This is a genomic window from Nocardia sp. NPDC060249 (genome assembly GCF_042728755.1).
In the GTDB taxonomy this organism is placed as follows: domain Bacteria; phylum Actinomycetota; class Actinomycetes; order Mycobacteriales; family Mycobacteriaceae; genus Nocardia.
Map to the genome: position 1 here is coordinate 967,395 of NZ_JBHXAQ010000001.1, position 14,861 is coordinate 982,255.

8 protein-coding genes are annotated in these 14,861 nt (G+C 69.2%); all 8 read left to right on the forward strand.

The window, feature by feature from the left end:
• The first annotated feature begins 19 nt into the window (after window positions 1-19).
• Genes ACFWFP_RS04290 through ACFWFP_RS04325 form a run of 8 tightly spaced genes read left to right on the forward strand, consistent with a single transcriptional unit; the run spans window position 20 to window position 14,854 of the window.
• Window positions 20-7,219: an SDR family NAD(P)-dependent oxidoreductase gene (locus ACFWFP_RS04290; protein ID WP_379293063.1), complete on the forward strand. Its 7,200-nt coding sequence runs from the start codon at window positions 20-22 to the stop codon at window positions 7,217-7,219.
• Between the two features lie 29 nt (window positions 7,220-7,248).
• Window positions 7,249-9,489 (forward strand): beta-ketoacyl synthase, encoded by a 2,241-nt coding sequence (locus tag ACFWFP_RS04295; RefSeq protein WP_379293064.1) that lies wholly within the window; start codon window positions 7,249-7,251, stop codon window positions 9,487-9,489.
• A complete protein-coding gene (locus ACFWFP_RS04300; protein WP_379293066.1) occupies window positions 9,467-10,720 on the forward strand; it encodes an MFS transporter in 1,254 nt (417 codons plus the stop codon). The genes ACFWFP_RS04295 and ACFWFP_RS04300 overlap by 23 nt, the downstream gene beginning before the upstream one ends.
• Before the next feature lie 60 nt (window positions 10,721-10,780).
• On the forward strand, window positions 10,781-11,698 hold the full coding sequence (locus ACFWFP_RS04305) for an acyl-CoA desaturase (RefSeq protein ID WP_379293067.1): 918 nt from the start codon (window positions 10,781-10,783) through the stop codon (window positions 11,696-11,698).
• A 12-nt stretch (window positions 11,699-11,710) separates the two neighbouring features.
• A complete protein-coding gene (locus ACFWFP_RS04310; RefSeq protein WP_379293068.1) occupies window positions 11,711-11,968 on the forward strand; it encodes an acyl carrier protein in 258 nt (85 codons plus the stop codon).
• 2 nt (window positions 11,969-11,970) lie between these two features.
• Window positions 11,971-12,864 carry a class I SAM-dependent methyltransferase gene (locus ACFWFP_RS04315; protein WP_379293069.1) on the forward strand — a complete coding sequence of 298 codons (894 nt, stop codon included), beginning with the start codon at window positions 11,971-11,973 and terminating at the stop codon, window positions 12,862-12,864.
• Window positions 12,861-14,117: a cytochrome P450 gene (locus tag ACFWFP_RS04320; RefSeq protein WP_379293070.1), complete on the forward strand. Its 1,257-nt coding sequence runs from the start codon at window positions 12,861-12,863 to the stop codon at window positions 14,115-14,117. The genes ACFWFP_RS04315 and ACFWFP_RS04320 overlap by 4 nt, the downstream gene beginning before the upstream one ends.
• The gene (locus ACFWFP_RS04325; protein WP_379293071.1) at window positions 14,117-14,854 is read left to right on the forward strand and encodes a thioesterase II family protein; all 738 of its coding nucleotides are present in this window, start codon (window positions 14,117-14,119) and stop codon (window positions 14,852-14,854) included. The genes ACFWFP_RS04320 and ACFWFP_RS04325 overlap by 1 nt, the downstream gene beginning before the upstream one ends.
• Window positions 14,855-14,861 lie beyond the last annotated feature (7 nt).

Sequence of the window (14,861 nt, forward strand, 5' to 3'; positions counted from 1 at the left end):
AAGACAAGGGATAGCAACCATGAACGACCACCTTCGGCACTCCGAAGACCCGGCCATGACGCGGCGACTAGCCGACAATCCGATCGCGATCGTCGGACTGAGCGGACTGTTCCCGATGGCCGCCAACTTCCGTGACTTCTGGCAGAACGTCGTCGACGCCGCGGACTGCATGTCCGATGTGCCTTCCACGCACTGGAACCTCGACGACTACTACGACGCCGACCCGACCGCGCCCGACAAGACCTATTGCCGCCGTGGCGGGTTCGTGCCCGAGATGCCGTTCAGCGTCACCGAGTTCGGGCTGCCGCCCAACCAGCTCGAGGTCACCACCGTCGTGCAGTTGCTGAGCCTGCTCGTCGCCCGTGACGTGCTCGCCGACGCGGGCGCGGTCGGGTCGGACTGGTACCGGCCCGAGCGCACCGGTGTGGTCCTCGGCGTCGCCGGGCCGACCACGCTGTCGCACCCGCTGGCCGCGCGCCTGTCGACCCCGGTGCTCAAAGAGGTCATCCGCAGCTGCGGGCTGACGCAGGCCGACGCCGAACAGATCGCGCAGAAGTACGCCGATGCCTTCCCATCGTGGGAGGAGAACTCGTTCCCCGGTCTGCTGGGCAATGTGATCGCGGGCCGGGTCGCCAACCGCCTCGACCTCGGCGGCATGAACTGCACCGTCGACGCGGCGTGCGCGAGTTCGCTGTCGGCGGTCCACGTCGCGATCAGCGAGCTGGTGTCGGGTCGTGCCGACATGATGATCACCGGTGGCTGTGACACCGAGAACTCGATCTTCGGCTACCTGTGCTTCAGCAAGGTCGGGGCGCTGTCGCGGTCGGGCGTCATCAAGCCCCTCGACGACAGTGCCGACGGCACCCTGGTCGGCGAGGGCATCGGCATGATCGCCCTCAAGCGCCTCGCCGACGCCGAGCGCGACGGTGACCGGGTGTACGCGGTGATCAAGGGCATCGGATCGTCGAGCGACGGGCGGTTCAAGAGCATCTACGCCCCGCGCGCCGAGGGTCAGCAGGCCGCCCTGCACCGCGCCTACGAGGACGCGGATTGCTCGCCCGCCACGATCGGGCTGTTCGAGGCGCATGCCACCGGCACCCGCGTCGGCGATCAGACCGAACTCTCCGCGTTGACCACGGTGCTGCGCGAGGCGACCGACGAGATCGGGTACGCCGCGATCGGCAGCGTGAAGTCCCAGATCGGGCACACCAAGGGCGCCGCCGGTGCGGCGAGCCTGATCAAGCTGGCGCTGGCGTTGCACCACAAGGTGCTGCCGCCGACGATCAATGTCACCGCGCCGAACAAGGCGCTCGACGACTCCTCGCCGCTCTACATCAACACCAGGACCCGGCCGTGGATCCGCGATCCGCACCGGCCGCAGCGCCGCGCGGCGGCGTCGGCGATGGGCTTCGGCGGCACCAACTTTCACGCGATTCTCGAGGAAGCCGGCGACGACCGCGGACGCGCGCTCACGATGCACCGCACCGCGCGGGTCCACCTGTGGCACGCCGCCTCGACGGCCGAACTGGCGAGCCTGCTGAGCTCGGGCGCCGCCCCGAACGGCGACGCCGGGATTCCGGCCGAGCACGCCCGTGTCGGGTTCGTGGCGCGCGACGAGGAGGAAGCGTCGGCGCTGCGCGCGCTGGCCGTGACCGAGCTCGCCGGTGACGCCGAGGAGTGGACGCACCCGCGCGGCATCGTCTTCCGGCGGCGGGCCGTGCCCGATCTGAAGATCGGCGCGCTGTTCGCCGGTCAGGGCAGCCAGTACGTGGACATGGGCCTGGCCGCGGTGCTGAACAACCCCACCGTCGCGACCGCCTTCGACGAGGCCAACGCCGTGTTCGCCGACGCCGCCCGCCCGCCTGCCTCGGTGGTGTTCCCGGCGCCGGTGTTCGACCCCGAACTGCGCAACGCCCAGGAGGCGACGTTGCGGCGCACCGAGTTCGCGCAGCCCGCGATCGCGGCGCTGTCGGTGGGCCAGTACCGGTTCCTGTCCGAGCGCGGCCTCACGTGTGACGGGTTCATGGGCCACAGCTTCGGCGAGCTGACCGCGCTGTGGGCGGCGGGTTCGCTGGACGCCGTCGACTACTTCACTCTCGCCAGGGCACGCGGTGCGGCGATGGCGATCGACACCGACACCGACGCGGGCACGATGGCGGCGGTACAGGCCGACCGTGAACAGGTCAGCGCGATCCTGGCCGGCCATCCCGATGTGAGCGTGTGCAACCACAACGCACCCGATCAGGTGGTGGTCGGCGGCGGCACCGCGGCTGTCGCGGAATTCGTCGCGGCGGGCCGGGCACAGGGACTGACCGTGCGCGAGCTGCCGGTGGCGGGCGCGTTCCACACCCGCTACGTCGCCCACGCGGTCGAGCCGTTCAAGGCCGCGGTGAAGAGCGTCGCCATTCGCGCCCCCAAGACCAAGATCTACGCGAATTCCCGGGACGCCGAATACGGTGCGCGGGTCGCGACCAACCGCCGCGTGCTCACCGAGCAGTTGCTCGAAACCGTCGAGTTCGTGGCGGGTCTGCGGGCCATGCAGGCCGACGGCTGCAACGTGTTCGTCGAGTTCGGCCCGAAGGCCACGCTCACCTCGCTCGTGCGCCGCACGCTCGGCGCCGAGGTGATCGCCCTGTCCACCGACCAGGGCCCGACCGGCGACAGCGATGTGGCGCTCAAGAAGGCGGCGCTGCACCTGGCGGTGCTCGGTGCGCCGATCGTCGACATCCACCGCCACGACGCCGCACCGTTCGCGGTACCGGCGGCGCCCGGCATGGTGGTGCGGCTCAACGGCCGTGATTTCGTGCCGGAATCCCGGAAAGACCTCTACCGCAAGGGAATCGAGGAGCAGGTCGTGTTGGAAGCCGTCACGCAGGCGCGAGAGGCCGCCGAAGCCGATGCCGCGGCACAGGCGCAGGTGGCCGCGCGAGCGCATACCGCCGAGCGGGAGCGCCTCACCACCGAGGCCTACGCCGCCGGTCGGAACGAGGCCGCGCAAACACCCGCCGTCACTCGGGAACTGGTGAGCGCCGAAGCTCCGGCCGCTGCACCGGTCCGGGCGGAGTCGACCATCGGGCATCAGCCCGCGACCGGATACGACGTGGCTGCCCAGCAGCACCTCGACATCCACAGCCGGTACGCGCGGGGTCAACTCGAGGTCGCCGAAGGGCTGGTCTCGGTTCTGCGCGACGCCCAGCACACCGGTGGCGTCGATGATCGCCTGCACGCGACCGTGCACGCGATCAAGGAACAGAGCCTGGCGATCGGCCGGACCCATGTCCAGGTCAACGAGATCCTCGCCTCGCTGTCCGGCCTCGAACTCGGGTCCCCGGCGCCGACCGTCGATACCGCGAGCACGAACGGGACGAACGGCTTCCACGCCGAACTCCCCACCGGCAACGGGAACGGCAGCCACACCCCCGCGCCGACGCTGCTCGACCACCGGACAGTCGCTGAGCCCTCGGCGCCGAACGCTGTGGCGACCCCTGAACCACCGCCGACACGAGCAGCGGATGTTGCCACGGCGCGCCGGACAGCCGACATCGAGCCCGCTCCCCAGGCCGCGATGCCCGCCGCCGTCACAGTGAGCGAGGCCCCCGCGCTCGACGCGGACGCGGTGTGGTCGGTGTTGTCGCAGGTGGTTTCGGACAAGACCGGTTATCCGACCGACATGCTGGCGTTGTCGCTGGATCTGGAAGCCGATCTCGGGGTGGATTCGATCAAGCGGGTTCAGATCATGGGTGCGGTCGGTGAGCGCATCGAGGGTGTGCCCGCTGTCGGACCCGAGCAGGTCGCGGAATTGCGCACCCTGAGCGACATCGTGAATTTCGTTGCCGAGTCCGTGGTGTCGGGTGCTCTCCCCGCGGCGACCGGTCCGGCGCTCGACGCGGACGCGGTGTGGTCGGTGTTGTCGCAGGTGGTTTCGGACAAGACCGGTTACCCGACCGACATGCTGGCATTGTCGCTGGATCTGGAAGCGGACCTCGGGGTGGATTCGATCAAGCGGGTTCAGATCATGGGTGCGGTCGGTGAGCGCATCGAGGGTGTGCCTGCTGTGGGTCCGGAGCAGGTCGCGGAATTGCGCACGCTCAGCGATATCGTGAATTTCGTTGCCGCATCGGTAGGTTCGGTTCCGGGTGCCGCGTCGGCGCCGACCGGCCCCGCGCTCGATGCCGACGCGGTGTGGTCGGTGTTGTCGCAGGTGGTTTCGGACAAGACCGGCTACCCGACGGAGATGCTGGCGCCCGCGCTGGATCTGGAAGCCGATCTCGGGGTGGATTCGATCAAGCGGGTTCAGATCATGGGTGCGGTCGGTGAGCGTATCGACGGTGTACCCGCTGTCGGTCCGGAGCAGGTCGCGGAATTGCGCACGCTCAGCGACATCGTGGACTTCGTTGCCGCGTCAGTGGTTTCGGCACCTGTAGCGCCTGCGACCGAATCGGCGGTCGATGCCGACGCGGTGTGGTCGGTGTTGTCGCGGGTCGTCTCGGAGAAGACCGGCTATCCGACGGAGATGCTGGCGCCCGAGCTGGATTTGGAAGCCGATCTCGGGGTGGATTCGATCAAGCGGGTTCAGATCATGGGTGCGGTCGGTGAGCGCATCGACGGTGTACCCGCTGTCGGCCCGGAGCAGGTCGCGGAACTGCGGACCCTGAACGACATCGTCGATTTCGTCGCCGGCTCCGCCGCTCCCGCCGCAACCCCGGCTGTCCCCACGGTGGGTGGCGGATCGGAAGCCGCCGGTGCACAGGGGTTTCAGCCGGGATCCAGCCAGGACGGGATCGAAGACGATCCGGTGCTGCTGCGGATCGTGCCGGTCGCACTTCCCGACATCGACCGCCTTACCCAGCCCTACGCCGCGGAGCGGACGGCCCTGATCCTCGACCACGGTGACACCACCGCGGCGACTCTCGCGACCGGCCTCGAACAGCAGGGCTGGACTGTGCACACGGCCGCCGTCGCGGCCCGCGACGATGCCGGAGTAGCCGCATGGGACGGCGCTGTCGTGCAAGCGGCGATCGAGTCCGCGCTGAAAGATGTCGCGCGGCTCGATCTGTGCTTGACCGTGCTCCCTGCGGACAGCCAGTGGCTGGTGGGCGGTCATCGGCTCGCCGATACGATCCACACCGCCACGCTGGTGCACGACCGCCTGGTCGCGACCGCCGAAGCCGGGACACGGGCGGCGTTCGTGACGCTCACCCGCATCGACGGCGTGCTCGGCCACCGCGGTGAACGAGCGGCCGCCGCCGCCGTTGTGGGCGGGGTCAGCGGTCTGGTGAAGACCCTCGCGCAGGAAGCGCCCGGGCTGTTCTGCCGGGCATTGGATCTCTCGCCGCACCTGACCGACGAGGCATTGATCGTCTCCTTCCTCGCCGAACTCGACGACGCCGCGATCGACGCGCGCGAGGTCGGGGTCGACGCGGATCACACCCGCTGGACACTGCGCCCGCAGGCAGTCGACAGCACGGCCACGGCCACCGAACTCGCCCTCACCACCGACGACGTACTCGTTGTCACCGGTGGCGCACGGGGAGTGACCGCGCGGTGTGTTCGTGAACTGGCCGCGCGCAAGCCGTGCGAGTTCCTCTTGCTCGGCCGCACCGAACTCGAGGACGAGCCGGAGTGGGCGACAGGTGTCGCCGACGACGCGCTCAAGGCCGCCGCCATCGCCGCCGTGCGCGCCGCGGGCGAGCAGCCGACGCCCAAGCAGGTCGACCGCCTGACCCGAAACCTGCTGGCACAGCGCGAGATCCGCGCGACCGTCGACACGGTGGCCGAGACCGGCGCACGGGTGCGCTACCTCGCGGTCGACATCACCGACGCCGACGCCACCGAGCGGGCACTCGCGCCGGACGCGGGCCGGATCACCGGCATCGTGCACGGGGCAGGCGCCCTCGCGGATTCCCTGCTCCCCGCCAAAACGGCCGACGACATCCGTCTCGTCCTCGCGACCAAGCTGGACGGGTTGTACAACGTGGTCACCGCGCTGCGCGACGCCACGCTCGGGCACCTCATCCTGTTCGGATCGGTGGCCGGGGTGTACGGCAATCCGGGCCAGGCCGACTATGCGGTCGCCAACGAAGCCCTCAACCGGGCGGCGGTGAGCTGGCGACGGCAGGGTCTGGCCGGCCACGTCACCACCGTCAACTGGGGCGCCTGGGACGGCGGCATGGTGACGCCGCAGTTGCGCGAGGTCTTCCTCGCCCGTGGTGTGGCGCTGCTCGGGATGGACGCCGGAGCGCGCATGTTCGCCGAACAGTTCGCCCCCGGTCGCGCCGACGACGTGTCGGTCCTGGTCGGTCCCGCCGCGCCGCTGGCCACGGCCGTGACCCTCACCGCGACCAGCCCTTTCACCGCCCACCGTGATCTCGCGCCGCTGGCGAGCGACCCGGTGATCGGCGATCATCGAGTCGGCAAGTTCCCGGTGTTCCCGGCGGCCGCCGGACTCGGTTGGGCGATCAATGTGCTCGAGCGCGCCAACCCGGGCCTGCGGGTGGTGGAATGTACCGGCTTCGAGGTGCTGCGGGGAATCGTCTACGACGGCAAGGACGAACGCTCCTACCGGCTCGACGCGCAGGCGGGAACCATCGTCGAGGACCGGCTGAGCATCACGGTCTGGATCCGCAGCGACGAGCCCGGCAAGACGCTGGCGCCCGCGCACTTCACCGGCACTTTCCTCCTCGCCGCCGAAACATCGCCCGCCCCGGTCGTTTCCGGTTGGCCGGGCTACGCGATCGGCGTCGGGCCGGAGAACGGGCTCGATGTCTACCGTGACGCGGATCTGTTCCACGGGCCGCTGCTGCAGGGTGTTCGCCGCATCCTGGAGCGAGCCGACCGCCGCCTCGTCGTCGAGGGCAAGCTCCCCGACGCTCGGATCGGCGCAGGCAATTACGCGGGCGCGCTGCACAGTCCGGCACTGGCCGATGTCGCCATCCAGGCCGGCGCGTTGCTCGGCGTGTGGTTCATGAACTCGGCCTGCCTGCCGCTGTCGATCGGGCGTATCGAGTACTTCGCCCCACTGCCCGACGACCGTTCGTTCGTGCTGGTGGTCGACGACCTGCGCGCCAATGCGACCGGCACCGAGGTCACCGTGACCGTCACCGCGTGTGATCCGAACGGCACTGTGCTGCAGTGCTACTCCGATCTCGCCGTGATCGCCACACCGGAGATGACCGAGAAGTTCGCCGAGGCCGTGCGGTTGCGTGAGCAGCGCGCGTGAGCATCGTCGATGTGAGGAATGGAGATCCGATGACCACCACACCACTGGACACCCTCGACTTCGACGGTGAGCCCTTCGACGTCCTCGCCTGGTCGCTGGCACTGGAGCCGGCCGTCAGCTCGGCCCCCCGACCGTCGGCGCCGGAGGCTCCGGCGCCCACCTCGACGGTGCCCGCAGTGCGACACACCACCGCACCGGCGCAGTCGGCCACCGCACCGGCGCCATCGGCCACCGCACCGATGGCGGCGGGTGGTACACCCGCCGACCCCATTGCCGCCCTCCTGCACGAGGTCCGCTCCGAGCTGGTGACGGCGCACCTGTCGGCGATGGACGTGCAGACCGCGTTGCAGCGGCGTGCGCTCGCGAGCCTCGGTCGCGAGGAGCACATCGCCGGGACCGGCACCGACACCGTTCCCGCGTCGCCCACCTGGGCGGAGCAGTCGTTCGCGGTGATGGTCGACTACACACCGGCAACCGGTCTCGCGGTCTCCGCGGCGCCGGGGCACCCGGTGGTCTCCGAGCTGCCGCCGCCGGCGACCACCATGAATGCCTTCAAGTTCCTCGCCCGCACGCCGATCACCACCCTGAACGGCGCCGACCTCGCGGCGTTGGGCAGGGGCGAGGTGGCTGCCGTCTTCGGTCCGGCCTACGACCAGGAAGGCGTCAACCCCGACATCCGGCTGACCGAGGGCACCCACGCCGACCTCACCGAGGTACTCGAGATCGCCGGCCGCGAAGGGCCATGGGCCAGAGGACGATTGCGGGCCCTCGGCCGCGTCGACGGCCCCGATCCGGTCACCGCGGCCACCGAGCTCACCTGGCAGGCCGCCCAGGTGTTCGCGGTGCGCGCGGGTCTGCAGCTGTGCCTGGCCGGGGCCCGATTCCAGGCGGGGGAACCGTTCGAGGTGACCGTGTCCGCGCCGCTGGCAGGCCCGGTCGAACTGATCGCCGATGTGGTCCAGATCGACCTGCTGCCGCGCCCCTGGATCCGGGTCAACGCCGAAATCCGTGGCGCGGGACAAGTAGTGGCCCGCGTTCACGGCCTCACCGTCGAGGTCGCGGAGGAACCGGGTCTGCCGATCGGTCCCGAGGTCGGCGGTGAGATTCCCCGATTCCTCGGCCGCCGCAACGTCTTCGGTCAGCGGGCGCTGCTCGGTGAGTTCCACATGACCCACAGCGCCCGTGGTGATCTCGGCATCGCGCTCGGCCCGGAGTTCTCGGCCTACGCGGGCCGCAGGGCCACGCGCATGCCCAACCACGGACTCCAGCTCTGCGACCGCGTGATGGCCGTCGACGGACGACGCGGACAGCTCGACGCGGGCAGCTCGCACACCGAGTACGACTCGCCCGCCGATTCCTGGTATTACCTCGAGTCGGCCGATGCCTCCATGCCCAACGTCGTCTACATGGAGACCTCGCTGCAATCGGCGTTGCTGCTCGGCTACTTCCTCGGCGCGACCCTCACCTCGCCCGAGGAGGATTTCAGCCTGCGCAATCTCGACGGCTCCGCGACCGTCCTGCGCGAGGTCGACCTGCGGGACAAGACGATTCAGCAGACGAGCAGGCTGACCGACACCACCGTCCTGGTCGGCGTCGTGTTGCAGACATTCTCCTACGAACTCTCGGTGGACGGTGAACCGTTCTACGCGGGGCAGTCACTGTTCGGCTTCTTCAACGCCCCGGCGCTGGCGAACCAGAACGGACTCGACAACGGCGAGTTCGTGCCGACGTGGCTCGACCGCCAGGAGCAGCGTCCCGCCGTCCGGGTGATCGACGTGGCGGCCAGACGCGCGGCGGGCACCGGCATGCCGTGCGCGGTCGGGCATCTGGCGATGCTCGACCGCATCGAGACCGTCGACAGCGCGGGCGCCTACGGGCTCGGCTACCTGCGTGCCACCCGCCCGGTCGCCGCCGACGACTGGTTCTTCGGTTACCACTTCTACCTCGACCCGGTGATGCCGGGCTCGCTCGGAGTCGAGGCGGTGATCCAGGCGATGCAGGAGTGGGCGGTCGACACCGGCCTCGCCGCCGAGCTGGTCGCGCCGGAATTCGTACTCCCGGTCGGGGTGTCGCTGTCGTGGCGGTATCGCGGGCAGATCCTGGCGAGTGACGAGCTGATGACCCTCGAAGTGCACATCAAGAGCGTCGAACGGCGACCGGGCCGGATCCGGGTGATCGCCGACGCGAGCGTCTGGAAACCGACCATGCGGATCTACGAACTCATCGATGTGGCCGTCGAGTTGCGTGATGTCGGCGCCCGACCCTGGTGAGGCGCCGGGGCATTCGGTGAGAGTCGCCGATGCCGCGCCGTCGTCGATCCGGTGGTTGCCGGTCCTGGTGCTCGCGCTCGGCGCGTTCTGCGCGGGGACCGACAACTACCTTGTCGCCGGGGTACTGGCACCGATGGCGGCCGACCTGCGGGTCTCCATCACCGGTGCCGGGCTGTTCGTCACCGGCTACTCCCTGGCCTACGCCCTGGCCGCACCCGTCGTGGTCACCGTGCTGCGGGTGCGCTCGCCCCGGCGGCTGCTGCTGGCCGCGACCGCGCTGTTCGCCGTCGTGAATCTGCTCGCGGCGGTGGCCTGGGCGCCGTGGGTGATGGCGGTGGCGCGCATCGCGGCCGGGTGCGTCGCGGGGATCTATGTCCCCTTGGCGGCCGCGGCGGCAGCCGGCATGGCCACGGCGGATCGTCGCGGCCGGGCGCTGGCGGTGATCCTGGGCGGCATCTCGATCGCCACCGTGGCGGGCGTGCCGCTCGGGGTGTGGGTCGCCGGGTTGTCGTCGTGGCGGATGGCGTTCGTCGCCGTGGCCGTGGTGGCGCTGATCACCACTGTCGGTGTGGCACTGACGGTTCCGGCGGGCGAGGCCACACCCGTGGTGTCGCTGCGACAGCGGCTCGCACCCCTGCGGCACCCACCGGTGTGGCTGGGGCTCGCGGTGACGATCTCGGCGATGACCGCCGGATTGATGATGTTCACCTATCTGGGCCCGATCTTCGCCGAGGCCCAGGGGGTGGGCGCGGGCCATGTCGGCACGTTGATCATGGCGCACGGCGTCGGGGCGATCGTCGGTCTGTGGGGCGGGAGCATGCTGGTCGACCGATTCGGTGCCCGGCCGGTCCTGCTCGGCGCGTTGACACTGTTCACCGTGAACCTGACGTGGCAGCCGATCGCCGCGCAGACCCTGGCGACCACCGTCGCCTTCGTCACGATGTGGGGTGTCGTCGGCTGGGCGTTCCTGCCCGCGCAGCAGCACAGCATGATCGCCGACGCGAGCCCGGAGCAGGCACCGATGTTGTTGTCGCTCAACGGTTCGGCGTTGTATCTCGGGGCCGCACTCGGCTCGGCGATCGGCGGAGCCGTCATCGCGATCTTCGGGGCCGATCGCATCTGGATGTTCGCTATCTGCTTCGGCGCGCTGAGTGTGGCGCTGTCGCTGGTCCGTCATAAACAATTCCGATCCGACGATCGGCAATTGTCACACGCCGTCGCCGACCGTTGAACCCCGGTTACGGTAATAATGTTGCGCCCGGTTTCTATACCGCCTGAGGTGAATTGAGCAATGAATCCCGATCCGCGCAGAAAAACGATCAGTAGTCCCTATATTCATCGACTGCAACGACGTCACTTCCTGCTGTTCGACATTCTCCCGATCATCGGCACCGTCGTAGCTTTCGCCTTCCTGCTGGTCCGGCCCTTCGGTGTACTGGAATTCGCCCTGCTCTTCGGGATGTGGCTGCTCACCGGACTCGGCGTCACGGTCGGCTATCACCGGCTGTTCACCCACCGCACGTTCAAAGCGGCGCCGTGGGTGACGTGGGTGCTCGCGATCCTCGGCTCGATGGCGGGCCAGGGCCCGGTCATCTCCTGGGTCGCGCTGCACCGGCGCCACCACGAGTACAGCGATCGCGAAGGCGATCCGCACTCACCCAACCTCGCCGGTGACGGCCTGCGCGGTGCGCTGCGCGGCCTGGCCCACTCGCATTTCCTCTGGATGCGCCGCCACGAGTACCCGAACGTGGTGCACTACGCGCCCGATCTGATCAAAGACCGGAACCTGGTCCGCATCGCCCGTCTCTACTACTACTGGGTGGCGCTCGGGCTGCTGATCCCGACCGTGATCGGCGGCCTGGTCTCGATGAGCTGGACCGGTGCGGTCGGCGGCCTGCTCTGGGGCGGGCTGGTGCGCATCTTCGTTCTCGAGCACATCGTCTGGGCGATCAATTCGTTCCTGCACATGTTCGGCACCCGCCGGTACGAATCTCGCGAGAACAGCCACAACGGCGGTGTTTTCGCCCTGGCGACGCTGGGGGAGTCGTGGCACAACAATCACCACGCCTTTCCCGAGTCGCCCTCTTTCGGGTTGGACTGGTATCGGCTCGACCCCGGTTTCTGGCTCATTCGAACATTGGCATTCTGTGGTCTCGCCTGGGACCTGAAAATGCCGTCCGCCGAACGCATGGCAGCCAAGCGAATCTAAGGAATTCTCACCATGGATACGAGTAAAGAAGCCATTGTCACCTGGTGCCAGGAATACCTCGCGAGTCTGCTCGAGGTACCGGCCGCCACCATCGACCCGGCCACCGATTTCGACCGCCTCGGCATCGACTCGGCCCTCGCCGTGGCGCTGCTGATCGAGGTCGAGGAGCGCTACGGCGTCGATCTGGCGCCCGAGGACCTGTTCGACAACCCGAACCTCGACGCCGTCGCCGGGTACTTGCACGAGCAGAGCCGGCGGAGTGTGGGGTAGCGATGCCGGTGCATACCGAGCGGTCCGTCGCGGCCGCCGCAGCGATCCGTCACCACTACGACGCGGGTAACGACTTCTATCGCCTCTGGCTCGACGAGTCGCTGTCCTACTCCTGCGCCCTGCGCGAAAACCCCGACGACACACTGGAAATCGCCCAGGACCGCAAACTGCGGTACCACCTGGACGCGATCGACGCCGAGCACGCCACCTCGGTCCTCGACATCGGCTGCGGGTGGGGCGCGATCCTCGAACGCTCGGCAACAGCCGGGGTCGTCCGGTCCGTCGGGCTCACGCTCAGCCCCGAGCAGGCCGAGTTCGTCCGCTCGCGCGCCTACGCCGGCGTCGAAGTGCGGACCGAGAGCTGGGTGCACTACGAGCCGGACACCCGATTCGACGGCATCATCTCGATCGGCGCCTTCGAACACTTCGCGACCCCCGACGACTCGCCGGAACAGAAGATCGGCGTCTACCGGGACTTCTTCACCCGCTGCCGGGACTGGCTCGAGCCCGACGGCACGCTGTCGCTGCAGACCATCGCCTACGCGAACATGTCCCGCGACCAGGCCAGCGCCTTCATGCAGCAGGAGATCTTCCCCGACGCCGACCTGCCGACCCTGGCCGAGATCACCGCCGCGGCCGAGGGACTGTTCGAGGTGCGCTCGATCAGCAATGGTCGCCTCGATTACGCCTGGACGTGTGAACAGTGGGCGCGCAGGCTGCGCACGAACCGGGCCGAGGCCACCGAGCTCGTCGGCGCCGATGTGGTCGCGCGTTACGCGCGCTACCTGAAACTGTCGGCGCTCGGTTTCCGGATGGGCAAGATCGGCCTGCTGCGATTGGTGCTGGTGCCCTATCGCAGCGGATTCTTCACCGACCATGCGGTGCGGTCGGCATGACCACGCAGTCGCCCGATCCCGTCGCGCCCGCCCGGACCCGGGTGCGGTTCAACCCGTTCAGCGCCGAATTCCGGCACGACCCGTACCCGATCTACCAGCAGTTGCGCGAGGCCGAACCGGTGCACCGCACGCTCGGTATGTGGGTGCTCACCCGGCACGCCGAGGTGCGCGGCGTGCTGCACGATCGCTCGTTCAGCGCCGGACTGATCCCCAGCCTGGTGACCCGTCAGGCCGAGCGGCTCGGCCATTGCAGCGTCGCGCAGATCGAACGCCTCGGGCGTAAGTCGCTGGTGTTCACCGACAATCCCGATCACGCGCGGTTGCGCGGACTGGTGAACCGGGTGTTCACCGCCCGGTCGGTGGAATCGCTGCGACCGCTGGTGACCCGGATCGCCGGCGATCTGCTGGAGCGGGCCTGGCGCGACGGTGGCATGGACGTCATCGCCGACCTGGCCGCGCCGCTGCCGGTGGCCGTGTTGTGCGAGTGGATGGATCTGCCCGAGGAGTTGCGCGGCCGGGTCGGGCCGTGGACCCACGACATCCGGTTCCTGCTCGAACCCGGGATGATGAAGGCCGGGGACTTCGAGCGGGTGTGCGCGGTGGTCGAGGAGTTCGCCGCCGCCATCGACGCCGTGTTGCCCGAGCGGCGAGCCCGGCCCGGCACCGATCTGATCAGCCAGTTGCTCGCCGCGCGGACCGGGGGCGGGGATGTGCTGTCCGACGAGGAGCTGGTGTTCGTCTGCATCATGTGTTTCGTCGCGGGCAACGAGACCACCAAATCGCTGATCGGCAACGGAACGCTCGCCCTGCTGCGGCATCCCGAGCAGGCCGCGCTGTTGCGCCGGGGACCGGAGTCGGTCGAGGCGGCGGTCACCGAGGCGCTGCGCTACGACCCCCCGTTGCAGTTGACCAAGCGCCTGGCCACCCGCGATATCCAGCTCGACGGGGCCAGGATCTCGGCAGGCGAGCAGATCCTGGTGTGTCTGGGCGCGGCCAACCGCGACCCCGACGTCTTCACCAGGCCCGACGAGTTCGACCTGACCCGCACCGGCGGTGGGCATCTGGGCTTCGGCCACGGTATGCACGGGTGCCTCGGCGGGTTGCTCGCCGAACTGCAGGCACAGGTCGCCTTCGAGTATTTGTTCGTCCGTTCGCAGTACCTGCGACCACGGTCGGCGGAACTCGAGTGGCAGGACCACAGTTTCATCGTGCGCGGCCTGAAGGCCCTTCCCGTCGATGTGCGGCGGGCGTGATGACCGGCACCGGACTGGTGAAATCGTGGTTGCGCAGTGACACCGCGCCCGCGGCGGTGCGACTGGTGTGCATCCCGCACGCGGGCGCCGGGGCGTCGTCGTTCAACCGCTGGCCCGACCTGTTCGGCCCCGAGATCGGGGTGGTCCGCGTCCAGCTCCCCGGCCGAGAGGACGTCGCGCAGCAGCCGCCGCTGCACCGGGTCGGCGAAGCGGTCGACGAATTGGCAGGCCAGATAACACAATCGGGTGACTTGCCGGTGGCGGTCTACGGCCACAGTATGGGCGCGCTGATCGCCTATGAACTGGCTCGCGCGCTGACCCTCGCGGATCGGCCACCGATCCACCTGTTCGTGTCCGGTCGCCGCGCACCGCACCTGGCGGCGAGTCGCGCGGTCCTGCATCGCCTGCCCGACAACGACTTCGCCGACGCGATGGCCGCGATGGGGGCGTGGGGCGCGGCGGGCCGCAGCGCGAGCTTCCTGCGGTACGCGTTGCCGCTGACGCGGGCGGACCTGGAGTTGTCGGAGGAGTACAGCCACCGGCCCCAGCCCCGGCTCGCCTGCCCGATCACGACGTTCTACGGCACCGAGGACCCGATCGCCGATCCGGACGAGGTGTGGGCCTGGGGCGCGCTGACCGACGGCCCGTTCGCCACGCACGAGTTCACCGGTGATCACCTGTTCCACCATCGACATCGCGCGGCGATCGCGGCGATCATGACCGCCGCTCTGACCTGAGGACCGA